This is a genomic window from Aquimarina agarivorans, from assembly GCF_000218485.1.
Taxonomy (GTDB): Bacteria; Bacteroidota; Bacteroidia; order Flavobacteriales; family Flavobacteriaceae; genus Aquimarina; species Aquimarina agarivorans.
In genome coordinates, this window is record NZ_AFPB01000015.1 from 1 (window position 1) to 25,123 (window position 25,123).

The 25,123-nt window shown below is 33.6% G+C and carries 19 protein-coding genes and 1 pseudogene; 10 read left to right on the forward strand and 10 right to left on the reverse strand.

From position 1 onward, the window contains the following. Positions 1-335: 335 nt before the first annotated feature. Positions 336-2,420 carry a M13 family metallopeptidase gene (locus tag GMC_RS0100410; protein ID WP_010520276.1) on the reverse strand — a complete coding sequence of 695 codons (2,085 nt, stop codon included), beginning with the start codon at positions 2,418-2,420 and terminating at the stop codon, positions 336-338. A gap of 210 nt (positions 2,421-2,630) precedes the next feature. After that, positions 2,631-5,402 (reverse strand): S8 family peptidase, encoded by a 2,772-nt coding sequence (locus GMC_RS0100420; RefSeq protein ID WP_010520277.1) that lies wholly within the window; start codon positions 5,400-5,402, stop codon positions 2,631-2,633. Positions 5,403-5,695: 293 nt separating this feature from the next. On the opposite strand from GMC_RS0100420, the gene GMC_RS0100430 reads away from it, so the two are divergent. Beyond that, a complete protein-coding gene (locus GMC_RS0100430; RefSeq protein ID WP_010520278.1) occupies positions 5,696-6,577 on the forward strand; it encodes a M57 family metalloprotease in 882 nt (293 codons plus the stop codon). Positions 6,578-7,329: 752 nt separating this feature from the next. Next, positions 7,330-9,438 (forward strand): OmpA family protein, encoded by a 2,109-nt coding sequence (locus GMC_RS0100435; RefSeq protein ID WP_010520279.1) that lies wholly within the window; start codon positions 7,330-7,332, stop codon positions 9,436-9,438. Between the two features lie 41 nt (positions 9,439-9,479). Here the strand turns inward: GMC_RS0100435 and GMC_RS21950 are convergent, their stop codons facing one another. Then, positions 9,480-9,770, reverse strand: a complete 291-nt coding sequence (locus tag GMC_RS21950; RefSeq protein WP_316928947.1) for a LytTR family transcriptional regulator DNA-binding domain-containing protein — start codon at positions 9,768-9,770, stop codon at positions 9,480-9,482. Beyond that, positions 9,771-10,181, reverse strand: a pseudogene (locus GMC_RS21955) (LytR/AlgR family response regulator transcription factor); the annotation flags it as partial. Positions 10,182-10,365: 184 nt separating this feature from the next. Here GMC_RS21955 and lysS point away from each other — a divergent pair. The 3 genes from lysS (at position 10,366) to GMC_RS0100460 (ending at position 13,642) form a co-directional block, all read left to right on the forward strand. Continuing rightward, positions 10,366-12,057, forward strand: a complete 1,692-nt coding sequence (lysS, locus tag GMC_RS0100445; protein ID WP_010520281.1) for a lysine--tRNA ligase — start codon at positions 10,366-10,368, stop codon at positions 12,055-12,057. A 31-nt stretch (positions 12,058-12,088) separates the two neighbouring features. Further along, complete coding sequence (locus GMC_RS21595; protein WP_157998123.1) at positions 12,089-12,265, forward strand: hypothetical protein; 177 nt, start codon at positions 12,089-12,091, stop codon at positions 12,263-12,265. Between the two features lie 141 nt (positions 12,266-12,406). Continuing rightward, positions 12,407-13,642, forward strand: a complete 1,236-nt coding sequence (locus GMC_RS0100460) for a hypothetical protein (protein WP_010520282.1) — start codon at positions 12,407-12,409, stop codon at positions 13,640-13,642. A 239-nt stretch (positions 13,643-13,881) separates the two neighbouring features. Here GMC_RS0100460 and GMC_RS22440 read toward each other — a convergent pair whose 3' ends face one another. Next, positions 13,882-14,097: a GNAT family N-acetyltransferase gene (locus tag GMC_RS22440; RefSeq protein ID WP_094766235.1), complete on the reverse strand. Its 216-nt coding sequence runs from the start codon at positions 14,095-14,097 to the stop codon at positions 13,882-13,884. A 274-nt stretch (positions 14,098-14,371) separates the two neighbouring features. On the opposite strand from GMC_RS22440, the gene GMC_RS0100470 reads away from it, so the two are divergent. Continuing rightward, positions 14,372-15,301: a DUF302 domain-containing protein gene (locus GMC_RS0100470; RefSeq protein ID WP_010520284.1), complete on the forward strand. Its 930-nt coding sequence runs from the start codon at positions 14,372-14,374 to the stop codon at positions 15,299-15,301. A gap of 251 nt (positions 15,302-15,552) precedes the next feature. Here GMC_RS0100470 and pyk read toward each other — a convergent pair whose 3' ends face one another. The 5 genes from pyk to GMC_RS0100495 form a co-directional block, all read right to left on the reverse strand. Continuing rightward, entirely contained in the window at positions 15,553-16,983 is a 1,431-nt protein-coding gene (pyk, locus tag GMC_RS0100475) for a pyruvate kinase (RefSeq protein ID WP_010520285.1), read from the reverse strand. Then, on the reverse strand, positions 16,983-17,471 hold the full coding sequence (locus GMC_RS0100480; protein ID WP_010520286.1) for an IPExxxVDY family protein: 489 nt from the start codon (positions 17,469-17,471) through the stop codon (positions 16,983-16,985). Before GMC_RS0100480 ends, pyk begins: the two co-directional genes overlap by 1 nt. Before the next feature lie 103 nt (positions 17,472-17,574). After that, positions 17,575-18,312 (reverse strand): ribonuclease III, encoded by a 738-nt coding sequence (gene rnc / locus GMC_RS0100485; RefSeq protein WP_010520287.1) that lies wholly within the window; start codon positions 18,310-18,312, stop codon positions 17,575-17,577. Positions 18,313-18,319: 7 nt separating this feature from the next. Further along, positions 18,320-19,573 (reverse strand): beta-ketoacyl-ACP synthase II, encoded by a 1,254-nt coding sequence (fabF, locus tag GMC_RS0100490; protein WP_010520288.1) that lies wholly within the window; start codon positions 19,571-19,573, stop codon positions 18,320-18,322. Positions 19,574-19,592: 19 nt separating this feature from the next. Next, positions 19,593-19,826, reverse strand: coding sequence for an acyl carrier protein (locus tag GMC_RS0100495; protein WP_010182403.1), 234 nt, complete (start codon positions 19,824-19,826; stop codon positions 19,593-19,595). Between the two features lie 182 nt (positions 19,827-20,008). Between GMC_RS0100495 and purN the strand changes: the two genes are divergently transcribed. From purN to GMC_RS21875, 4 genes are all read left to right on the forward strand, one after another. Continuing rightward, positions 20,009-20,584, forward strand: coding sequence for a phosphoribosylglycinamide formyltransferase (gene purN / locus GMC_RS0100500; protein WP_010520289.1), 576 nt, complete (start codon positions 20,009-20,011; stop codon positions 20,582-20,584). Positions 20,585-20,586: 2 nt separating this feature from the next. After that, positions 20,587-21,219, forward strand: a complete 633-nt coding sequence (locus GMC_RS0100505) for a ribonuclease H1 domain-containing protein (RefSeq protein ID WP_010520290.1) — start codon at positions 20,587-20,589, stop codon at positions 21,217-21,219. A gap of 622 nt (positions 21,220-21,841) precedes the next feature. Continuing rightward, positions 21,842-23,566, forward strand: a complete 1,725-nt coding sequence (locus tag GMC_RS21870; protein WP_202945876.1) for a WD40/YVTN/BNR-like repeat-containing protein — start codon at positions 21,842-21,844, stop codon at positions 23,564-23,566. Beyond that, positions 23,509-24,909, forward strand: coding sequence for a WD40/YVTN/BNR-like repeat-containing protein (locus tag GMC_RS21875; RefSeq protein ID WP_202945877.1), 1,401 nt, complete (start codon positions 23,509-23,511; stop codon positions 24,907-24,909). The genes GMC_RS21870 and GMC_RS21875 overlap by 58 nt, the downstream gene beginning before the upstream one ends. Positions 24,910-25,123: the final 214 nt, after the last annotated feature.

Sequence of the window (25,123 nt, forward strand, 5' to 3'; positions counted from 1 at the left end):
ACATTAAAGTTAATGAAGAAATGGATAAAAGTGTTAAAATTAATTTTTTCATAATATAATTATTTAAGGTTCTATATCTCTAATTTAAAAGGTTTTAGGATTATATAAAATTGAAAATCAATTATTTGTAAATACTTCTTTTTTTATATTGTTGCTTGTTAATTCTTAAATGAAATTCATAAAAAAGAATTGGAAAGATTATTTTTTAATGCTTTAATCAAAGTTTCAATATTCAGCTATTTCGATAATAATATTGTTTATTACATTTTAAAACACCAAAAAGCCTCTAATTATTTATGATTAGAGGCTTTTATGCGGTAAATTATTAGGTTAAATTACCAAATCCTAACCCGATCTTCGGGTTTTATGTACATGGCATCATTTTTAGTAATATCAAAAGCCTTGTAAAAAGCATCGATGTTTTTTAGCGGTTGCGTTGCGCGCACAATTCCTGGTGAATGCGGGTCGGTTTTAATTTGAGTGCGCAGGGCTTCTTCTCGCGTAAGCGTACGCCATACCGTTGCCCAGCTTATAAAAAAGCGTTGCTCGGGTGTAAATCCGTCAATTTTATTTGGTCGTCCATTTTTCTTGTAAAACAATTGTAAGCCATCATAAGCCCCTAGAACGCCACCTAAGTCGCCAATATTTTCGCCAAGGGTGAATTTTCCGTTGATAGGCAGACTATCCATTACCTCAATGGCACTATACTGCTCAGCAAGTTGATTGCCTCTTTTGTTAAATTGTTCCAAATCACTTTCGTTCCACCAGTTGTTCAAATTTCCATTTTCATCAAAACGCGCACCGCTATCATCAAAAGCATGCGAAATTTCATGACCAATTACGGCACCAATACCTCCGTAGTTTACAGCTTCATCAGCTCGGTAATCATAAAAAGGAGATTGTAATATGGCAGCGGGGAAAACAATTTCATTATTTAAAGGGTGAAAGTATGCATTAACCACTTGTGGGGCCATTCCCCATTTGCTTTTATCTACAGGTTCGCCAATTTTAGCAATGTTCTTTTTCTTTGACCATTCTCTTATGGCTATTCTATTTTTAAAATACCCGTCCTCTTCTTTTAAATCAAGTTTAGAATAGTCTTCCCATTTGTCAGGATAAGCAATTTTTACGGTAAGTTTATTCAATTTTCTGATCGCATTCTGTTTCGTACTGTCGCTCATCCACTCCAGTTTTTCTATACGTCCTTTAAATGCTGTAATAACATTGTCAATCATTTTTTCTGCCTTAAATTTAGCTTCTGGCGGGAATTTTTTATCAACATACAACTGTCCTAAAGCTTCGCCTAGCGAGCCATTTATAGTGGCTAAAGCACGCTCTTCCACATCACGTTGCTTTTTTGCGCCTCTTAAATAATTACTATAAAATAACCAGCTTTCTTTTTCAATTTCTTTAGAAAGTAAACCAGTACTGCTATTAAAGGTGTCCCATTTAACTAAAGTTTTAAGGTCTTCAATTGGGGTATTGATCAACAATTCGTCCAACTTTTTCATGTATTTTGGTTGGGTAACCATAATCGTATCCAATGCTTTAGCAACACCATTGTCACTCAATAATTGATCTATTTTTATTGAAGGAATCAATTTTTGAACTTCCTGAATGGACATTGGGTTGTTTAACTTGCGGGTGTCCCTTCGTTCCACTTTAGTTAATCTAGGTTCAGCTAATTTGGTTTCTAGTGCTAAAATTGTTGCAGCTGATTTGTCAGCCTCAACTTTACTGTCTCCAAGTTTTTGCAGCATGGTGGAAATATACGCCTTGTATTTTTCGCGTGTTTCCTTAGATTTCTCATCTTGCTCCAGGTAATAATCACGATCAGGTAGTCCTAAACCGTTTGGTCCAATATAAGCGGCATTAACGGAACTGTCATTCAAATCCGCAAAAGAGGATAGTCCCATAAATGGCGTGCTAATAATAGGGCTTGTACTAGCCAAGGATTGCAATTCTGCTACCGATGTAACTTTATCTAAGGCTTCAAGACTTGATTTTAATGGCGTTAATCCAAGTTGATTTCTTGAAATTGAATCCAACTCATTGGTAAATAAAGCCAATGCTTTGGCTTGATCAGTTTCAGCACTATAGGTATTATTTTTTTTAGCGGTGTGAATAATCTCTAACACGTCTTTATCAGTTGCTTCGCGTAAAATTCCAAAACCACCCCAACGCGTTCGATCTTCAGGTATTTTAGTGTTTTTTTGCCAGTTTCCATTAACAAATTGGTAAAAATCTTCTTTAGGGCTAACAGTTGGATCCATATTAGAAATAATGAGTCCATGTGTTTTCTCTTTTGGAAAATCTTTAGGCGTCGATGGACTATCCAGAATACTTTTTGTTTGGCAATTTGCAGCAGTTACCACCGTGCAGATAAGGCCGGTTAGGGCTATTTTTGAATGCTTTTTCATAACATTAGGTGTATTTAAAAATGTAAATTTAATAGGTAAAATTACAAAGAGATATTAAAATAAAATACTTAAATAAATACCGTTTGTGGCTGTTTTTTAGTTAAATAAATTTTAAAAGTATCGATTTGTGAGTTTGGTTTTTTTTGATAAGATTTTTTAGCAATTTTTAATTTAAAGCCGATTAGGATTTCAATAAAAACAATAAAAAGGCTAATTGATAATAAGTTTTTGTGTAGTGTTTTTGCCATTTGTATCTTCAAGAATAGTGATGTAAGTCCCTGTAGCCATATTTATGTTAAGAATATTAGTGCCAATATTTAGTTTTTTTTGTAAAATAAGTTCTCCCTGAAGGTTAAAAAGGTAAAGCGTATTTAATTTGCTTACATTAATACTAAGGGAGGTGTTGTGGCTTGCCGGATTTGGAAAAATTAGTGGAGGTGTATTGGGTGGAGGCAAAATGCTTTCGGAAGTTAGGATTGTACCATCTTTTAGGTGTATTTCAAAAAATAAATCTACGGCATCTTCCAAATTTTGTGTTTGGTAGGTTTGCAGTAAATTTTCAATACTAGTTCGACTTTCAATCAATACAGGGGCGTTGGAATTTTTAAAGAATAATAGTTCATTTATTGCAAATAGACTGTTTAGTTGTACGGTAACGGTTAAATTATCATTAGTCCTGTTTTGCAAGAGTAGTATGTTTTCAAAATAGCATTTTTCCTCAAAATCACTGGTAGTAATGGTGTTGCTACGAGTAAGGGCTTTTTCATTAGTAGCAAAGGGAGTCAGATAAAATTGAGTTATACGATTTTGTTTTGTAACCACTAAGGTAGTATCAGTGGTTTGTGCAATACGTTCAGGAGAATTAGCGCTATTGTTAATGCCGTAAACCTCATAAAAACGAACAGAGTCATCCTTTTTCCAGTGGAGTTCAAATTGATCACTGCAATTAAAACCGATATTTAGGGCAGTTTTGGTGTAAATTTCAAAGGGATCGGATACAAAAGTTTGATTAGTAGCGGTTGTTAATTTAATTCGAGCATTTGGTGTAGTTATTTCAGGAGGCATCCAATTAAAAAAAGATGTTTCCAGAGGAATGTCTTGGGCTATTTGTACCCAGTTATCGGTATGGTTATAGTCCACTTCAATACTTCCCGTTATGTCTTTTTCAAAAGTAGCGTTCCAACGTAAAAAGTGGGTATTAATGTCGGTAGCGTTTATATTGCTACCCTTGTGCGGAAACACCCAATTAAATTGATCTTTAATTTTGTAGCTGTACACCAAAGCAAATTTTTGACTAGCTGTAACTAAAGAATTGGCTTTAATGTTAACCGTGTACTTTTCTTTTGTTGGGTTTTCAATAGTTACTTGTTCCTGAGGGTTAATATGGTCTTCGGCTCTACTATTTGTTGAATTTGAAATCACCCATGGCAAAAAAGTAGTGTCGCTATCTGTTACGGTCATGTCCAAATCATTTTTTAAAACCACTGCATCATTTGGGTTAGCAGCCACATCATTCCAAACTAAAAGTATTTTTAGTTGTTTTGCCTTTTCAGGAATTGTAATTTCAAAACTCGTTGTTTCATTGGAAATAATTTCATTTAAAAAGTATTGCTTATTTTTTAGCATTTCAATACTAGTTGCGGTATTTACACTGCCAAAACCAGTTTCAAAATCAATACCTGTAGGGCCAACATCATCAGCACCATTGAGTAATAATGCTTTCATTAAATAGGAAGGAGCAATTTTATTTTTAGATTCAAAATAAAATTGCTGTAGTTTTTGAGTAATCCCTGATACAAGCGCAGCTGCATTTGACGTACCAATGGAGCTGTAAGTTACAATTTCGGGTTTTATACGGTTATCAAATGTAGGTCCTTTGGAAGATTCGCTTATTACCTGATTGTTGTTATTAATTGCCCCCACACAAATACTATTTTTTGACAATTTAAAATTGCCCGTCAGGTTTGAAGCTCCATTATTTTCGGTGCCAGAATTTCCAGATGAAAAAATGTGGGTAATCTCAGGATTGTCATATATATAAGTGTCATATTCGGCAGCAAGAAAGCCGTAAAAATTTTCGATTTTAGTTCCGTATGAATGATTTTGAACAGTAATTTTATGTTGCCTTAGACTTTCAATAGCATCAGGACTTAAGTTTTTAAAATCAGTAGAAAAAATTTGAGCTTTGGGTACTACACCAGTAGCATCGTTGCCGCTATTTCCATTTCCTGCAATAAGACTACTCATTATAGTAGCATGCAAATCTTCAGTTTCGGAAGTCAAATTAGTAGTAATTATTTTTGATCCAACATCAATGTCATTGGCAAAAGGTTTGTTGTCCTTAACTCCTACAGCAAATCCCTTGCCATTTAATTCAGGGTATTGAGTGTTTACTAGTGATACTGCATTTGCAAAAGGATTGTAATCGGAAATAAGTAGCTCTTGTGTTGGTGTAAAGCTTTCAGTACTAACACACGATACATGCGTTAAGGGCAAAACGTACTGTTTGATTTTTTTTAATGTTGTAAAAACTTGAATGTAATTTTTAAAAACAGTATCAATTTTAATTTCATTTTTTTTTAATTGAATTTGTAGCGCTTGCGGCTGGCTACTTTTAATAATAAAAGGTTTGTTTTTGTTTTTTTTATAACTGATAGAACCAAGCAATTTCCAATCATTGCTAGCTTTTTTAAACTTTAAGGTAGGAATGGATTTAAGCGTATGGCTATTTCCATAAACAATATATTCAGTGTGAGTCAACGTGCGCACAACATTAATTTTCTTTTTTGCTAGTGTGTTTAGGGTGGAGTTGTCTAAAATTTTAACAATAAAATAACCGCTTTTAGGGGTGTTTAAAGGGTCTTTATTTTGATCCTTACTTGCATAAATATTCCAATAAGAATTTTGACTAAAGCCAAAAGCAGCACAAAGAATAAAAGTGGTAAAAAAAAATCTGAACATTTTAGTCTTTAAAATTTTCATAAAACTAATCAAAAAGTTTAATTATGTCAAAAAACAGTTAAAAAAAGTAAAATTTGCATAAGAAATAGTTATAATAAAATCAATTTTCATTGAATTTATATTTATAAAAGTCAATTTATATTTTTTATATAATATTTTTTATCATAAAATTATCATAAAAAAAACATATTTAATAAAAAATAACTTGCTTTTGGAACTTTTTGTTGATAAATGTTTAATAAATAGATATCTGTTGTAATTTTGCCGTACCTAGCGCTAGAAAATAACATTAACTAATAAATAATTTGTTCATCATGAATTTTTTGAAGAAAAAACACACACGCACTAGCCTTATAATTTCAGGTTTATCTATACTATTATTCGCTTCATGCGAAAAAGAAAATAACGATATTGCAACGGAAGAAAACAGCGATATTGCTTCAACTATTGACGTATCTACGCTAACAAAACTAAAGAATTTAGGTTTTGAAGGGAATACAGCAGAAGTTACTAATTTCATTTTGCCTGATGGGTCATCGGAAAAAAGATATTTGGTGGAAGGTGATATTGCATTATCTGAATCCTACTTAAATTCTTTTGATATTGAAAAAGAAGTTACTGGTGAGCAGTATAGGACTTTTAATTTAGTAACTGCTATCAGAACTATTAATGTAATTGGTATTAGCGAGGGACAATTTGCTTTACCAGAAAACAGTGTTGAAGGATTAAGGAGAGCGATTGATAATTATAATAGATTGAACTTGGATATTCGTTTTACATTAGATTTTGGATTTGACGGATACCAGAATTTTGACATGGTGGTATATTATAACCCTGATGAAAGAGATAGTAACGGTCGATTAATAAGTGGAGGAGTGGCTGGATTTCCAAGTAGAGCAGGGTTTCCACATCAATTAATTCGTATTTATGGTATTGGAAACAGTAATGCAAACGTTAATGAGCATGTAATTACGCATGAAATGGGGCATTCTATTGGTTTTAGACATACCGACTTTTTTAGTAGATCGAGTTGCGCTAATGGACGACCTGAAGGTGCTGGTAGTATAGGTGCTGAATTTATTCCTGGTACAGCTAGACGAGAAGACCCAACTTCAATTATGAATGCTTGTTTTGGAGCAGGTGTTGATGGTGAGTTTAACAGAAATGATATTACTGCATTAAACTTTTTATATTAATACAATACTATTGTAAAATAGTTTCTCAATAATTTTAGTTTTTCCAAACTTAATACTCTTTTACTCAAAGGCAGCATGTTTACCCATGTTGCCTTTTTTTATTTATAGAAATGAACCTGTGATTTATACCACTTATGTGTGAAAATTTCTGTAAATATGTTGCTTTAAGTCTTTGCTACCTTAAGGTTAGGTAGTTACGCTAATAATAAGTCATTTATATCGGTTCAGATTTTAATGGTAAAGGCGGTTGTCCTCCATACGATTATGTTTTGATGTTTGAGATTCCCAATCATATAGTGAAATCAAAAATTTGAGTTCAATTAGTACACGTTTATAGATTTAGTAAAAATTCAATGGGCGGTATGTTTTTTTAGAAAAGGAGGTATTAAAAGAATAGAAATAATAATTGGGCTAATGAATTTAACTTATAATATGTTTCGTAACATTTAAATTGCTCATTAAAATTTAGAAAACGTGAGTTTGATTAAAAAAAAGCATAAAATGAAACTTGCCAGGGTGGGGTCAGTTTTTAGAGATGCTCTTAAATAACAAATAGTTAATTTTTTTAAGTTTTAATTTAATATTTTTGCCTTTTAAATGTTAATAAAATCGGATAAAGTGTTTTTTGATTTGGAGTTGAATTTTTTAAGGTAAGTTTTAAAATACATATAGAGTATTTTTAAATTAATACTATTTTAACCTATTATTATTCGCATTCTAATCTGAAATTGAATTGACTAATTTTATATTTTATGAAAAAAATAGGACTACTGATTTTGCTTATACTCACGCAATTTACCAATTACGGACAAAGTTTTGTGGGTTTTGCTACTGACAATTATAGTGGGGTACATGGCGTAATAGCCAATCCTGCAAATGTTGTAGATTCTAGGTATAAATTTGATTTAAATTTGGTATCAGTAAGTTCTTTTTTGGGGAATGATTACGCGGAAATGAGCCTTTTTGGCTCATTTAATGATGATTATGATTTTGATGAAGACGTCGTTTTAACTCTAACGGATGATAATAATGCACTAACTAATATAGATGTTTTAGGGCCTTCCTTCATGTTTAACATTAATAAAAATAATGCTATTGCAATTACAACAAGGGTACGTGCTTTTGGCAGTGTGAATAATATAGATGGAGAAGTAATTGACCTTTTTGATGAAAGATTGGACGAAAATCAACCTGTAACTGTTTCAAACATCAATACAAATACAACGGCACATGTATGGGCAGAGTTAGGGTTAACCTATGGGCGTGTTATTTTTGATAAGAATGAGCATTTTTTTAAAGCAGGATTAACTGTTAAATACTTGCAAGGTTATGCTTACAGTTCGGGGGCTTTTGAAAATGTTGATATTAACTATGATCCTTTTGTGGTAAACTTAAATTCTTCAAATGGCGAATTTACAGGGCGCGGGAATTTAGATGTAGCATTTAGTGCTAATTTGGATACCAACAATAATGGTGAATATTTAGAAAGTGATGATGATGTAGATTTTGGAGTACAAGCAAGTGGGGCTGGCTTTGACTTGGGTGTTGTTTATGAATGGAGGCCTAATGCCGAAATGTTTAAAACCACAGACTCCAACGGAAATAACGTGCCTTTGAAAAATAAAAATAAATATTATTTAAAGGCTGGTTTTTCAATTACTGACATAGGTAGTTTAAATTATGAAGAAGGCATCAATACAAATTACAATTTAAATGGGGTGGTCATTGATAGAGAAACTATTGATAACGGTGATTTTGAAGATGATATAGAACCTTTGCTAAATCCTACTGAGGAAAGTGTTAGTAATAAAATAAAGTTACCAGCGGCAATGCACCTTAATGTAGATTGGAATTTATATAAAAAGCTTTATGTTAATTTAAATACTGACATTTCTTTGATAAATCAGGATACAAAAAATGCAAATCGTATTGCAAATACGCTATCTGTTACTCCAAGATTTGAAACCAGGTGGTTGAGTATTTTTTCGCCAGTAAGTGTTAGGCAATACGGTGATTTTATTTGGGGAGCTGGCGTTAGGTTAGGGCCTGTTTTTGTTGGATCAGGGAGCATAATCACCAATATTACAGGAAAATCAAAAAGTGCGGACGTATATGCAGGACTTAAGCTTCCAATTTATCAGGGCAAATTGAGGGATAAAGATAAAGATGGAGTGTATGATAAGTATGATGAATGCCCAAAAGAAGCTGGGTCAGCAACTAACAATGGTTGTCCTTTGCCTGATGTTGTAAATGAAGTTGTACCCGAACCTGAAGTTGTTCAAGTGGATACTGATGGCGATGGGGTTTTAGATACACTTGATGAATGTCCTAACGAATTTGGGATTTCTGAAAATAATGGTTGCCCAAAAGTAGTACCCGTTGTTGTTGATACGGATCAGGATGGTATTGAAGATGCTAAGGATGAGTGTCCCGAAATATTTGGTTTAGCGGCCAATAATGGGTGTCCAAATATTACAAATTTGAAAGATGATGTTGAAAAAGCAGCTGTGGTGGTAAAAACTATCAACGAATTTGCGCGCACCATTAATTTTAATTCAGGGAAAACCACATTTACTGCGCAAACTTACAGTTCATTGGCTTCAATTTTAGAAATTTTAAACCAATATCCGGATTCCAATTTTGAAATTAATGGCTATACAGATAGCGTAGGCGCATCATCATTAAATTTAAAATTATCACAAGATCGTGCTTATGCGGTTGTAGCTTATTTTGTTGAAAATGGGATTAGTAACAAACGCTTAAAAGCCATTGGTCATGGAGAAGAAAGTCCTATAGCGAATAATACCACCAAAGCAGGTAGGGCAAAAAACAGAAGGGTAGAGGTCGTTTTAATGAAATAATAAGTTATTTATTTGTAATAGCTGAGATGGGCAGTACGAGATTATTTGTTAAACCAAGCCTTAAAATCATTTGTTTTTTGTCTGTTAACAATAAATTCTTGATCCCTGGGGTTGGAAAGTGTTAATTTTACACGATGATTAAAATAAGTGTCAATTTTTTGAAGGGCATTTTTTGAATTAATTTGACCTCGATTGATTCTGTAAAATTTAGTAGTGTCTAAGGTGTCAAATAGTTGGTCAATAGTTTCATCAATGATATACCGTTTGGTAAAAGTGAAACCAAAAGTAATGCTATCCTGCGAGTAAGCATATAAAATTTCGGAAGTTCTTATTTACACAAAGCCGCTGCCTTCCTTCACTAAAATGCCAGATCGTTCATTGGGGGTTTGCATGCTATTCAGCAGTTCTTTTAAAATTTCAGGAGCTACTGCGTTTATGGGGTTGGACTTTTTAAATTTCTCAATGGCAGCATCCAAATCTACTTGTTGTACAGGTTTTAAAAGGTAATCAATGCTATTAACTTTAAATGCCTGAATGGCGTATTGGTCAAAAGCAGTGGTAAAAATAATTGGTGTTTGTATTTTTACTTTCTGAAAAATTTCAAAACTCAATCCATCAGCCAGCTGGATATCCATAAACACTAAATCAGGCGCCTTATTTGACTGAAACCACAAAACGGCGTCTTCAATGCAATCAATAATCTCCAGCAGCGCAAAATCAACGCCATTTTTTTTCAATAGTTTTTGTAACTGATTTGCAACTCATAGCGTTCTAATTTTTTGTCTATACCATTTGCTAGTTATTTTAGGGGCAAAACTTATTACTACTATTTTTGTTAGAATGCTTAGGGAAATGAAGAAAAAATCACAATTCATAATTTATAAATCATAATTTACTTACCTATCTTTGCATCTTTAAATTTACAGCATGCAATTATCTGAACAAGAACTGGTACGTAGAGACAAGCTAAAAACGCTTCGTGAAATGGGTATAAATCCCTATCCGGCGGATTTATTTCCTTTGGACAATACTTCAAAGTCAATTAAGGAAAACTATACCGAAGGGAAAAAGGTGGTAATTGCAGGGCGTTTGATGCGCAAAAAAGTACAAGGAAAGGCTTCCTTTGCGGAAATTCAGGATGCTGATGGTCGTATTCAAGTTTATTTCAATCGCGATGAAATTTGTCCGGATGAAGACAAAACTAAATACAATGACTTATTTAAAAAACTACTGGATTTAGGAGATTTTATTGGAATAGAAGGGGAGTTGTTCACCACGCAAGTGGGTGAAATTACCGTTGCCGTAAAAGATTTTAAATTACTGAGCAAGGCATTAAAACCATTGCCACTCCCCAAAACTGATAGTGAAGGAAACACCTATGATGAGTTTAACGATCCAGAATTGCGTTACCGTCAGCGTTACGCAGATTTGGTGGTAAACCCACATGTAAAAGAGGTGTTTGTAAAGCGAACAAAGTTATTTAATGCCATGCGTCAGTTTTTTAATGAGCGTGCATATTTTGAGGTGGAAACACCAATTTTACAACCCATACCAGGAGGAGCATCAGCGCGTCCTTTTATTACGCACCATAACTCGTTAGATATTCCATTATATATGCGAATTGCCAATGAGTTATACCTTAAAAGATTAATTGTAGGTGGATTTGATGGGGTGTATGAGTTTTCAAAAAATTTCCGTAATGAGGGAATGGATCGTACGCATAATCCTGAGTTTACAGCTATGGAAATTTATGTAGCTTACAAGGACTATAACTGGATGATGGAATTTACCGAGCAGTTACTGGAACATTGTGCTATTGCCGTAAATGGAACCTCAAAAGCTACCTTTGGTGAACATCAAATTGATTTTAAAGCACCGTACGCACGGGTGACTATGGCGGATTCCATAAAGCATTTTACAGGTTTTGATATTACAGGTAAATCCGAAGAGGAACTTTTTGAAGCGGCTAAAAGCATGGGGATTGAAGTGGATAATACCATGGGAAAAGGGAAACTGATTGATGAAATGTTTGGCGAAAAATGTGAAGGAAATTACATTCAGCCCACCTTTATTACTGATTACCCTAAGGAAATGAGTCCGTTGTGTAAAACACATCGTAATAATCCTGAATTGACTGAGCGTTTTGAATTGATGGTATGTGGAAAAGAAATTGCTAATGCTTATTCGGAGTTAAATGACCCTATTGATCAGTTGGAGCGTTTTGAAGCGCAATTAAAATTAGCCGAACGAGGGGATGACGAAGCAGGAGAATTTATTGATTATGATTTTGTTCGTGCCTTGGAATACGGTATGCCGCCTACTTCTGGTTTAGGAATAGGGATGGATCGATTAATCATGTATTTAACCAATAATCAATCCATACAAGAGGTGCTATTCTTTCCGCAAATGCGCCCTGAAAAAAAAGCAGTAGCATTAAATGATGAGGAAAAACTTGTGTTTGAACTATTAAAAAAGTCGCATCCTATAGCATTAAATGACTTAAAAACTCAATCTGGTTTAAGTAACAAAAAGTGGGATAAAACTATCAAAGGGCTTACTAAAAATAACCTGGCAAGTGTTACAAAAAATGATGAAGGGTTGTTTGTTGATTTAGTTTGATCAAATTAGGTTTTTTTAAAGAGTGATTTTCATGAAAAGTATTACAATTAGTAGTTTTCTTTTGTTTTTTTGTGCCCTACAATTCCATGCGCAAACTAATTTATTTAAAGGGTTAAAAATTCATTCGGAATTTAAAACCGATGATAGGGAAATTCCTGATCAGTTTGTTGGGAGTACTAGTAAGGGATATTACTTTTTATATTCTTAAGGCAAATATGGCTCGGGTGAAACAGTTTTAAGAAAATTTACTAACGATTTTTTACCAGAAACTAAAGAAATAGCGTTAACATCCTCAACAGAAGATTCACAGGAATATTCATTGGGGGTGTTAAAGTTAAATAATAAGTTAATGCACATTAGCGCTTCATCAGACAAATTGAGTAGAGCGTTTTTTATGACAGCTATTGATTTGGATAGCTTTAAGCTTTCGCAGAAGAGGAAAATTGCAAATGTAACTGTTAATGGTGAAAAAATTAATAAATCAAGTATGTCGTTACTTGTGTCCAAAGATACTAGTGCAGTTGTTTTTTTTTATTCTATACCCGGGAAAAAAGATGCGTTAAAAAAATATAACTTATTAGTATTTGATAAAAATCTTAAAAAAATCAATGAACAAGTGTATGAATTTGAATATCCAAACAAAAAATTAAACATAAGAAGCGGATATTTGCTGAATTCAAATGAGATGATTTTGCTCACAGCGGACTTATCAAGCTTGCCTGTTAGGGATTTTACAAAAAAAGAAATTCAATACAATTACAAAATAGTTCATTTAATTGATGGAAAAGTCAAGCATTTAGCGGATGTGAAAAATGATAACAAGTGGCTTCATAATATTGAAATTCAGGTAACTGATGATAACATTGAATTAATTGGGTTTTATGCCGAAAAGGGAAAATACGATTTTCATGGCACGTTTTTCTATAGTTTTTCAAAAGCGGAAAAAACAGAAAAAAAATCAGTATTTACTCCTTTTGATGATGCTACTATTGATTCTTATTTTAAAGATACTCAGAATAGCCTAAAATTAGGAAGTGTAAAAAAGCAACAAAAAAACAGGGAGTTGCCTAAATTTGTTTTAGTAGACGTCAAAAAAAATAGTGACGGTTCTCATTTTTTGATAGCAGAACAGCGCTATACAATTTCTAGTAATTATTCAATCAACTTTATTTATCTTAAAACATTAGTAGTAAAATTATCGCCTCAGGGTGATATAGTATGGAGTAAGTTTATTGATAAAGATAACTCAAAGCTCAATACATGGATCTATTCAGGGTTTATTTACGAACATATAAACGATACACTCTATTTTTTGTATAACGGTAATAGTAATAATCTTAAAAATGATGGGAAAAAGACTTTTAAATCATTTTCTAAGCTAGTAAAAGGGGAATCCATCATTTTAGCAAAAGTAGATACGTCAGGAAATTTAGAAAGAAACTTAGTAGTAAATTCAGAAACGCTTTCTGGTTACAGAATGCGACCAGGATTGAGCAGTTTAACAGACCAGGGTAAAATTTTATTATTTTGTCAAAAGCCAAGTAATGTAAAAAATCAGCGATTTATTTCATTTGAATTTGAATAGTATTTATTTGGATGCTATAGGACTGAGATTAAATACAACGGTTTAATTTTTAAAGCAGCCACCAGTCTAAATTTTTTTTAAACCACGATTACGGTAAAATGCCAAAAGAAAAAATGACATGATTGTGTACCGAAATGGTACATTAATGTGAAGTTTCAACAGTACGAAACCAATGCATTGGATTAGCAGAGCGATACGCTCCTCAATTATGAAGAAAGTTATTTAATGCATTAGGTATTCTAATCCAGTTTTAAATCGCAATTAATCTCAACTTTATCAATAATTGCACCCCTACTTTTATAAAATTCCGGAGCATTTTTATTCCATTTAGAGACTTGCCATTTCATTTTATAACAGTTTTCAGTTTTTCCAATTTCTAGAATTTTGTCAAATAGTTTATTTCTAATCCCTTGATTTAGAAATTTTTCGCGTACATACAAATCATCTAAATAAATAGCTTTTCCAGTCCAAGAGTAGTTTTAAAAATTACTTGATTCTTTTTTTAATGTATTTAAATTTTATATCCTCAATTGAAATAAGCTTTATTTGTGGGATTATTTATGTATACGGGTAGTTTTTGTGAATAAGTTAATAGTTGTATCTTTTGAGTGCGTTTATAAAATTAGAAAACGCTTAATTTAGAATAAATTTATTTTGAAAGATTTTAAATAGTTAAGTATTCTCAATTTTAAACAAACACAAACATTTTTAACTTAATTGCTATTTATCATGAAAATTATTGTATTAATTTATCTCGCACTAACATTTTTTCCATTTTCTTGTAAAAATGATGACGATATACCGACTGAACCAGAAACCCCACAAATGCCGAACATCGTTGGAATGAATTTTTTAATAAGTAATAACAGTTTTAATGAAAGCTATGCCAATCTAAAAAATAGTTTAGAGGCTAATGAAAATATTAAAATTGTAGCCGAAGTAAATCACCAAGCCAATGCAGCATCGGTTGATTTGGATTTAAATCCAACAAGAGTGATCTTTTTTGGAAATCCTAATTTAGGTACGCCGCTAATGCAAAAAAATCAGTTGGCTGGTCTGGATTTACCCCAAAAAATTCTAGTATATCAAGATGACAAAAAGGATGTTTTTATGTCCTACAACAATACACTGTATTTATCAAGCAGGCATGATGTTTTAGGAGTACCTTCATTAACAATGATTTCTGGAGCATTAAAAAACCTTACTACAAATGCTAGTGGAAATGAGGTGGTATCCATGCCTGAAACGAGTACTGTTGATATTGCCGAAGGTATTGTTACTAAAACAAGTGAGCAGTCCTTTGATGCTACGTATGCCAAATTGCAAGGAGTAATTTCCAATAATCCAAACCTTCGTATTATTGCCGAAGTGAATCATCAGGCTAATGCAGCAAATGTTGGAAAAAAATTAAACCCGACGCGTTTACTGATTTTTGGTAATCCAAATTTAGGTACACCACTTATGCAAAACGCGCAAACTACGGCCTTAGATTTGCCGCAAAAAATGCTGGTTTGGGAGGATGATAACAAGGTGGTTCATGTGTCCTACAATAATCCTAGTTATTTAGTAAAAAGGCATGGAATAACAGAAAATGAAACGGTTATTGAAACCATCAGTAACGCGCTTAATAATTTATCAAACGCAGCCATAACTGAGTAGTGGTTTTACAGTAGTTAATGTTTTATTGTACCGGATGTAACTTTTTCTATTTGCAGGGTTAAATCTTGTAAGTCGGCCTTAGTATCACATTACAGCATTAATAGCTTTGTAACCGCTTAAATATTGTGCATTTTTAAAACTGAAAAAAAATCATCATTTAATGTAAATCCAAATCATGATGACTAAATAAAAAAACCTCGATTAAATTTTAATCGAGGTTTTTTGTGTGAGTATAATACAGTTGTAAAATATTATAATTGAGTAACTTTTAGCGTATTTACGTTTCCTTTTTCTGCCAAAGGAGTTGCTACAAGATTGATGATTCGATCACCATCATTAGTATACCCTCTTTGGATAGCTAAGGCATTTACTTCTGAAATAGAAATATCAGTATTGGCTGTTGGGTTGTCATAGTAAAAAGCTTTAACGCCCCATAAAAGGTTCAGTTGCGCTAAAATTCTACGATTATTTGAGTATACTAAAATGTGCGAACTTGGTCTCCAAGCCGAAATTTGGTAAGCAGTATATCCTGAATTTGTTATAGTAGAAATTACACCAGCCTCAATATCATTTGCCATGTGAGCGGCATGATAACAAACTGAATGTGTAATAAAACGAGAATCATTATCAGATGGATGCGTAGCAGGAACGGAAATTAGTGGCGAATTTTCTACACTCAATATAATGTTTCGCATGGTTTGAATTACCTGAACTGGATATTTACCAACCGAGGTTTCTCCTGAAAGCATTACAGCATCAGCACCATCCATTATGGAATTAGCAACATCATTTACTTCAGCACGTGTTGGAGTTAAGCTATCAATCATAGTTTCCATCATTTGCGTAGCAATAATTACAGGTTTACGTGCTAATTTTGCTTTGTAAACTAATTCTTTTTGAACAAGTGGTACTTCATGTGCAGGAATTTCAACACCTAAATCTCCACGAGCTACCATTAAACCACCTGATACTTCAAGGATTTCATCAATATTAGCAACACCTTCTGGCTTTTCAATTTTTGAAATAATTGGAATCTCATATTCGCTATGTTCAGCAATTAAATCTTGTAATAATTTAACATCCTTTGCATGGCGTACAAATGAAAGTGCGATCCAGTCTACCCCTTGTTGACAAGCAAAAACAGCATCTTTAACATCTTTATCTGTCAATGCAGGAAGTGAAATATCAGTATTTGGAAGGTTAACTCCTTTTTTTGATTTGAATGGCCCGCCTTGAGTCACCTTAGCAACAACTTTATCTTCGCCATTTGTAGAAACTACTTCAAAGTGTACTTTCCCATCGTCAACTAAAACACGCTCGCCAGGCTTTACATCCTTAGGAAACTGAGTGTAGTTCATGTAAGCTTTTGTGGCATTCCCAACAAAAGGTTCTCCGGTTTGAAAAGTAACCTCGTCACCTACATTTACTTCAGTGCCTTCTTCCATAACTCCAACACGAAGTTTAGGTCCTTGTAAATCAGCTAAAATTGCGGCATGGAATCCATTCGCTTCATTTTGCTCTCTTACGTATTTAATACGTCTTTCAACATCGTCATAGTCAGCATGTGAAAAGTTTATTCGGAAAACGTTTACTCCAGCAATTAAAAGGTCGTTGATTACTTCTCGGCTATCAGTAGCCGGTCCAAGCGTAGCAACAATTTTAGTCTTTTTACGTCCTTTCATTATTCAAATATTAGGTTATTTTTAGATTTTATAGTTTCGTAATCAACCGCAAAAGCTGTGATTACTTGTGTTATTTTTAAAATATTTGAAACTAATAGTTTTAACGAATAGTTGAAATTATCAGTTTCTATTTTTAAAAAATAATCTACGTTTTTATATTCCGAGATTAAATTTTTAGTGATCAATTGTTCGTAGCTTTCTGTAAACAAATCAGTATTTTTAACACTGGACTTTTGGTACATTAAGCACTTGTTTTTTACCAATGAAAAAGTGGTGTAATTTGGTTCATCATCAAACACATACCTGGGGTAAACCTCAGTATGATTATCTTTAAGCACTTCTACATCATTTTTTGCTCTGGAAAATTTTAATTCCAACTGCCTATTTAACAAAAATGCCATTTTGTAAGATGGCAATGAGGCATGAATGGCACATAAATAAAAAGCGTCAACTTCAAAATTATCAAGCACTAATTTGTTTGCGACCATAACACAAAATGGGTGTAATAAAACAGCGCACAAGATACAAAGAAAAAAAAGTTTTTAAAGTGCTTAATTTCTGTAGAAAAATATTTATAACGTTTTCGTTGATTTACTTCTCAATTTTTTCCTGAAACGCAAAATATGCTCGTTTGGAGACTTTTTCTTCTGCTTTTTTCTTTGAAGTGGCTCTTGCTTTAGCAATTACTTTATCATTAACCCAAAGTTTTACGGCAAAGTGGCGTAATTCTTCCATACCATCATCCTCATATACTTCATATTTAAAATTGTGTTTCTTTTTCTGAAACCATTCAATTAATAAGCTTTTATAGCTAATTACCTGACCTTCCAAACTTTCAATATCAATGTATGGACCAATGACTGCCGAGTATATAAATTTTTCGCAAAATTCATACCCGCGGTCCAAATAAATAGCCCCTACAAGTGCTTCAAATATATTTCCATGAATGTTAATTCCAAATTGCTCGGGAGGAATTTGAGTACGTACATGGTTGATAAGTTTGAGATCCTTGCCTAACTCATTTAAATGTTTTCGGCTCACCACTTTTGATCGCATTTTGGTAAGATAGCCTTCGTTACCTGATGGAACTTCTTTATACAAATAAGAAGCAATAACACTACTTAGCATGGAGTCACCTAAAAATTCCAAACGTTCGTAATTTTCAGGATCACCAATAGTATTGCGTAGTCCAAGGGAACGGTGTGTAAAAGCGGTTTCGTAAAATGAAATATCTTTAGGCTTAAAGCCTAATATATCTTGTATAAAAATAGAAAAATCCCCGTCCTTGGGTTTGGAGCGGGAATTGAATATCTTTCGAATAAGCTTCATAAATGAATTACTCGTCTAATTTTTTTAATAAAACACAAGCATTATGACCACCAAATCCAAAAGTATTACTCATGGCTATTTTGGCTTTACGTTTTTGAGCTTTGTTTAGTGTTAAATTTAGTTCCGGATCAATATTTTCATCAGGAGTAGTATGGTTAATTGTAGGTGGTACAATACCATGTTCCAAAGCTAAAATGGAGGCAATGGCTTCTATTGCTCCAGCGGCACCCAGTAAGTGACCTGTCATTGATTTAGTGGAATTGATATTGATATTTTTAGCATGCTTGCCAAATACTTTACCAATAGCTTTAAGTTCAGCTACGTCTCCTAGTGGAGTGGATGTACCGTGAGTGTTAATTAATTCAACATCTTCGGGCTTAATTCCGGCATTTTTTAGACAATTTTCCATAACAGCAACTACGCCAATACCGTCAGGATGTGGAGCGGTCATATGATAAGCATCGGAGGATAAGCCCCCACCAATAACTTCAGCATATATTTTTGCGCCTCGCGCTTTTGCGTGCTCATACTCTTCAAGTATCAAAGCGCCTGCTCCTTCACCTAAAACAAAACCATCTCGGTTCGCATCAAAAGGTTTTGATGCGCTTGAGGCATTTTCGTTATTAGTAGAAAGTGCATGTAAGGCATTAAACCCTCCTACGCCAGATTGTATGATAGCAGCTTCGCTACCACCAGTAACAATTACGTCACAATGACCCAATCGAATATAGTTTAGGGCATCAATCATAGCATTAGCCGATGATGCACAAGCGGAAACCGTGGTAAAATTTGGTCCCATAAACCCATTTTTAATTGAAATATGCCCTGGAGCAATATCAGCAATCATTTTTGGGATAAAAAAGGGGTTGAAACGAGGTGTTCCATCCCCTTTTGTAAAATCTCTTACTTCATTATGAAAAGTTTCAATACCACCAATACCAGCACCCCAAATAACACCTACGCGTGCTTTGTCAACACTTTCAATATCTAATTTGGAATTTGCTATAGCTTCATCAGAAGCTACCATGGCGTATTGCGAAAACTTATCAAGTTTTCTTGCTTCTTTACGATGTATGAAGTCATTAACGTTAAAGTTTTTAACTTCACAGGCAAATTGTGTTTTAAATTTTGAAGCATCAAAATGTGTAATGGGTTCAGCTCCGCTTTTTCCGTTTACTAAACCATCCCAATATTCTTCAATATTATTACCAATTGGTGTAAGTGCACCTAAACCTGTGACTACTACTCGCTTTAACTCCATACAACTTTATGTAAAGTACTTATTTTGCGTTTTCAATATATGATACTGCTTGACCAACTGTAGCAATGTTTTCTGCTTGATCGTCTGGAATTTGAATATCAAATTCTTTTTCGAATTCCATGATAAGTTCTACAGTGTCTAATGAATCAGCTCCAAGGTCGTTAGTGAAGCTTGCGTCTGTTACAACTTCGTTTTCGTCAACACCTAATTTGTCAACGATTATCGCCTTTACTCTTGATGCAATGTCTGACATAATTTCTAATTTTAAATTTTAGTTTAGGTCGCAAAAATATAAAACTTTACATTAAAACAACGTAAACATAAAAAAATGTGATTTTTAATTTCTCAAAAATACGCGATCTATTTAATTTTACACGTATTAATTAAGGTTTTATTGGAAAATTCCAATCGTTACCTATCAACTACTATACCATAATGAAACGTATTGTTATTTTTGCTTCGGGCTCCGGAACCAATGCTGAAAATATTATTAACTACTTTAAAGTTAATAATTTAGCTGAAGTTACACATGTTTTTTCAAATAAGCTGAAGGCAAAAGTGTTGCAGCGCGCAGCAAAACATAAAATTAAGGCGTTACATTTTGATAAAGCGTCTTTTTACAATTCGCATGAGGTGCTTCATATTGTTAAAGATGCCCAGCCTGATTTAATTGTTTTAGCGGGCTTTTTATGGAAATTTCCTGCTAATATTATTGAAGCTTATCCTAATAAAATAATTAATATTCATCCAGCTTTATTGCCTAAATACGGAGGGAAAGGCATGTATGGGAGTCATGTACATAAAGCAGTGGTAGCAAATAATGAAAAAGAGACGGGGATAACTATTCACTACGTAAATGAAAATTATGACGAAGGCGGAATTATTTTTCAAGCCAGTACGCCAGTTGAAGCGTTTGATACTCCTGACGATGTTGCCGCTAAAGTACATGAGTTAGAGTATGAACATTTTCCTAAAGTGATTGAAAGTTTACTATACCCTAAAGCAGACTAATTTTGGCAAATAAAAAGTTTTACGTGGTTTGGAAGGGTCATAAAGAGGGTGTTTTTACGGATTGGAAAACGTGTAAGCAGGCGATTTTAAATTATCCGCAAGCACAATACAAATCTTTTTTAACAAAGGAAGAGGCCATAAAAGCTTTTGATGGAGTGTATGCGGATTATGTTGGTAAAAAATCCAGTAAACCTAAATTAAGTGAAGCCGAATTACAGAAAATTGGAGAACCCAATTTGTATTCCATTGCAGTAGATGCAGCAAGTAGTGGTAACCCCGGTAAAATGGAATATCGTGGAGTGGACACACAAACGCATAAACAATTATTTCACCAAGGCCCTTTTGAACAAGGAACCAATAATATTGGCGAGTTTTTAGCTTTAGTGCACGGATTAGCTTATTTAAAAAATGCCAATAGCGATCGTTTACTTTATACTGATTCTAAAATAGCCATGGGCTGGGTAAGGAAAAAAAAATGTAAAACTAAATTGGCGCTTAACGCAAAGAATAAAAAAGTGTTTGATTTGGTGGCTAGAGCCGAAAATTGGCTCAGAACAAATTCATATAAAACTATTGTTGTAAAATGGGAAACTAAGGCGTGGGGTGAAATCCCAGCTGATTTTGGAAGAAAATAGTTTTAATTTGTTAAAAAAATAGGACAAAGAGCTGTTGGCATTTAGCTTATAGCTCTTTGCTTTTTATAGATTTATCAAATTTTTATTGCTATTAGCTAAGAGCAAAAATGGATGTTTAAAAAGATGATGACTTTCAGTCATAACCGAAACTATGATACTTTCAGTCCATAATGGTTCATTTATGAATATGTTTCAAAAAAAGAAAGCCTGGAAAATAAAAATTAGCAAATTTTTATGATTTATTGTAAAGCAAAGTAAATCAAGGATGTAGGTGATAAAGGGTTGAGGGGAGCTATGTCTTTACCGAGGAAAATATAAATCGAGAAATAATATATGGCTTTTAAGTTATATTTTTAAAATATTGAATCTATTTAGATTTAATTTTAAATAAAAAAAGCCTATAAAATGAAATTTAAACATTTCTTCCTTTCGCTAATTTTAATTATTACAAATTTTATTTCTTATTCACAGAAGAAAAAAAAATGATGATCGTAAAACCGATAACTATTGGTTAAAGTCAACTCAACTTAAGGGGTTAAAATTCCGTAGTATTGGTCCTGCACTAACATCTGGAAGGGTTTCAGATATTGCTGTAAACCCTAATAATTTCAATGAATATTATGTGGCTGCGGCTTCAGGAGGCGTTTGGAAAACAACTAATCATGGAGTGAATTATAAGCCGATATTTGATGCTGAAGGATCTTATTCAATAGGGTGTATTACCATTGATCCAAATCAGTCGACTACTATTTGGGTAGGAACTGGTGAAAATAATAACCAGCGGTCAGTAGGTTACGGCGATGGTGTATATAAATCTACCGATGGAGGAAAGTCATGGAAAAACATGGGATTGAAGAAATCTGAGCACATTTCAAAAATCATCGTTGATCCAACAAATTCAGATATAGTTTATGTTGCAGCTTATGGTCCTCTTTGGTCAGATGGTGGTGATCGTGGTGTTTATAAATCTACCGATGGAGGTGAAACCTGGAATCAAATTCATTTTATTTCAGATAAAACAGGAACTTCTGACTTGATCATGGATCCAGTAAATCCTGATATTTTATACGAAGCTGTTCACCAAAGAAGGAGACATGTGTTTACTTACATAGGAGGTGGGCCTGAGAGTGCTCTTTACAAAACAACTGATGGAGGTAAAACTTGGAAAGCATCAAATAGTGGATTGCCCGAAGGGAAAATGGGGCGTATTGGTTTAGCTGTATCGCCTGTAGATACCAATGTGGTATATGCTATTGTAGAAGCAGAAGCGGATAAATTTGGCTTTTTTCGCTCTACAGATAAAGGAGAATCTTGGGAAAAGCGTAGTGATTACAAAACTTCAGGAAATTACTACCAAAAAATATATTGCGATGCTAATGATGTTGACAAGGTATTTAGTATGGATACTTGGTTGCACCATACCGAAAATGGAGGAAAGACATTTGTAAAAACAGGAGAAACCCAAAAACATGTCGACAATCATTGCATTTGGATTAATCCAACAAATACAGATCACTGGATAGTAGGCTGTGATGGCGGAATTTACGAAACTTATGATCATGCTACTACATGGGAATACAAAGCTAATTTACCGATTACACAATTTTACAAAGTGTCAATTGATTATGATACTCCTTTTTATAATGTCTTTGGAGGGACTCAGGATAATAATTCTCAAGCGGGGCCATCGAGGACTTTGAACAATGCTGGAATTCTAAATTCTGATTGGTACATTACTGTAGGAGGTGATGGATATGAAACTCAGGTTGACCCAACCAATCCTAATATCATATATGCACAATGGCAGTACGGTGGATTGATTCGATATGACCGAAAATCTGGAGAAAGAATAGGGATTAAGCCCCAGCCAAGAAAAGGAGAGGCTGCTTATCGTTGGAATTGGGATTCCCCTTTATTAATTTCACCTCATGATCCAAAAACACTTTTCTTTTGTGCTAATAAGGTATTCAAAACGGAAGATCGAGGTAATAGCTGGAAGACGATCTCACCTGACTTGACGCGTCAAATTGATAGAAATCGATTAAAAGTAATGGGAGAAATACAATCTCCTGATGTGGTAATGAAAAATAAATCAACAACCATTTATGGCAATATTGTTGCTTTTGACCAATCCCCAATAGATGAAAACCTATTGTATGCAGGTACGGATGATGGATTAATTCAGGTATCAAAAGATGGAGGAGTCACATGGAGTAAAAAAGAAACTTTTCCTGGAGTACCAAAAATGACTTATGTTAACATGCTTTGGGCATCACAGCATGATAAAATGTGGTTTATGCCGCATTTAATAATCATAAAAGAGGAGACTTTAAACCTTATCTTTTAAAAAGTGTAGATAAAGGGAATACTTGGAAGGCGCTTCAAAATAATCTACCTGAAAGGGGTACAGTATATTCCATTGCAGAAGATCATGTAGATCCAAAACTGCTTTTTTCAGGAACAGAATTTGGTTGTCATGTTAGTATTGATGGGGGACAAAACTGGGTTAAATTAAATGCTGGTTTACCAACTATTTGTGTTCGAGATATGGCTATTCAGAAAAGAGAAAATGATTTAGTACTTGGTACCTTTGGTAGGGGATTCTATATTTTGGATGATTATAGTGCTTTGAGAAATTTGAATAAAGAAACCTTAAACCAAGAAGCTAAGATTTTTTCAATTAAACCTTCATTGGCTTATGTTGAAACCAATCCTCTTGGACTTCGTGGGGTGGGGAGTCAAGGAGCTTCAATGTATGCCGCATCTAATCCTGAATTTGGAGCAACCTTTACGTATTATATAAAAGAGAAATTAAAGTCGCCTAAAGAACTGCGTGCAGAAAAAGAGAAGAAAGCTAAAAAGGAAGGGAAAGATATTGATTATCCAAATTATGAAGACTTTGTAATTGAAGACATGTATGAAGAGGCTTATTTACTTTTTATTGTAAAAGACGCCTCGGGTAATGAAGTCCGAAAAATTAAAAAGCCTACCTCTGAAGGGATTCAAAGAGTAAGTTGGAATTTGCGCTATCCAGCGACAACACCTATTCAAACAAAAACAAAGGAAGCTAGTCGCTACAGTATCCCCAATGAAGGTCCTTTGGTTATTCCAGGAAATTATACTGTTGAACTTTGGCAAGCAGATAATGGCGTGTTAAAAAAATTGGTTGACCCAACGGCTTTTGAAGTCAAAGCCTTAGAAAATTCATCTTTGGAAAGACAAACAGTATCGAATATAACTTTTAAAAAGCAGGTACAAGAGCTCCGAAGAAAAATTCAAGGAAGCAACAAAGAACAAGATGAATTGGATAAGCGTATAAAATATATTAAACAAGCGATTCAAAGTTATCCTAATGCTTATATGATATGGATGACTGATGTGAAGGCTTTGGAAAAGGTTTCTCATGATGTTCGCATTAAGTTATGGGGAGATAAACATAAATCCAACAGGGATATAGAAACTATTCCAGGGATAGGGAATCGTGTTGAAAGCATTGTGTGGAATACTTGGTATTCAACATCTAATCCGACTATTACTAACAAAGAGCAGTATAAATTAGCCAGGGAAGCGTATGTTGAAATTAGAGCAAGCTTAGATAAGATGAAATCAGATGTTCAAAAACTGGAGTCTAAACTAGATAGCAAGAATGTACCTTATACGCCCCATCGATTAAATTGGAAAGAGGATTAATTAATTTTTTTTAATGATGCAACGTTTTTAATTGCCTTAGAATTGGACTAAAAGGTACTTTTATAGAAAAAAATAAATAGTGAAAAATTAGTTAAACACTTAAAATGTCTTTTGTAAAGAAGCACATCAAAGTTTTAGTCTATGGTCTCCATCAAATTTAAGTTATAAAAGTTGGTCTTCGTAATGTTTAGATTTCAACCCAAATATTATGAAG

Excerpts from the sequence above, each read along its gene's own strand:
- GMC_RS0100410 (WP_010520276.1), bottom strand. The coding sequence starts at position 2,420 with ATGAAAAAGCATTCAAAAATAGCCCTAACCGGCCTTATCTGCACGGTG.
- GMC_RS0100420 (WP_010520277.1), bottom strand. The coding sequence starts at position 5,402 with ATGAAAATTTTAAAGACTAAAATGTTCAGATTTTTTTTTACCACTTTT.
- GMC_RS0100430 (WP_010520278.1), top strand. The coding sequence starts at position 5,696 with ATGAATTTTTTGAAGAAAAAACACACACGCACTAGCCTTATAATTTCA.
- GMC_RS0100435 (WP_010520279.1), top strand. The coding sequence starts at position 7,330 with ATGAAAAAAATAGGACTACTGATTTTGCTTATACTCACGCAATTTACC.
- lysS (WP_010520281.1), top strand. The coding sequence starts at position 10,366 with ATGCAATTATCTGAACAAGAACTGGTACGTAGAGACAAGCTAAAAACG.
- GMC_RS21595 (WP_157998123.1), top strand. The coding sequence starts at position 12,089 with ATGAAAAGTATTACAATTAGTAGTTTTCTTTTGTTTTTTTGTGCCCTA.
- GMC_RS0100460 (WP_010520282.1), top strand. The coding sequence starts at position 12,407 with ATGCACATTAGCGCTTCATCAGACAAATTGAGTAGAGCGTTTTTTATG.
- GMC_RS0100470 (WP_010520284.1), top strand. The coding sequence starts at position 14,372 with ATGAAAATTATTGTATTAATTTATCTCGCACTAACATTTTTTCCATTT.
- pyk (WP_010520285.1), bottom strand. The coding sequence starts at position 16,983 with ATGAAAGGACGTAAAAAGACTAAAATTGTTGCTACGCTTGGACCGGCT.
- GMC_RS0100480 (WP_010520286.1), bottom strand. The coding sequence starts at position 17,471 with ATGGTCGCAAACAAATTAGTGCTTGATAATTTTGAAGTTGACGCTTTT.
- rnc (WP_010520287.1), bottom strand. The coding sequence starts at position 18,312 with ATGAAGCTTATTCGAAAGATATTCAATTCCCGCTCCAAACCCAAGGAC.
- fabF (WP_010520288.1), bottom strand. The coding sequence starts at position 19,573 with ATGGAGTTAAAGCGAGTAGTAGTCACAGGTTTAGGTGCACTTACACCA.
- GMC_RS0100495 (WP_010182403.1), bottom strand. The coding sequence starts at position 19,826 with ATGTCAGACATTGCATCAAGAGTAAAGGCGATAATCGTTGACAAATTA.
- purN (WP_010520289.1), top strand. The coding sequence starts at position 20,009 with ATGAAACGTATTGTTATTTTTGCTTCGGGCTCCGGAACCAATGCTGAA.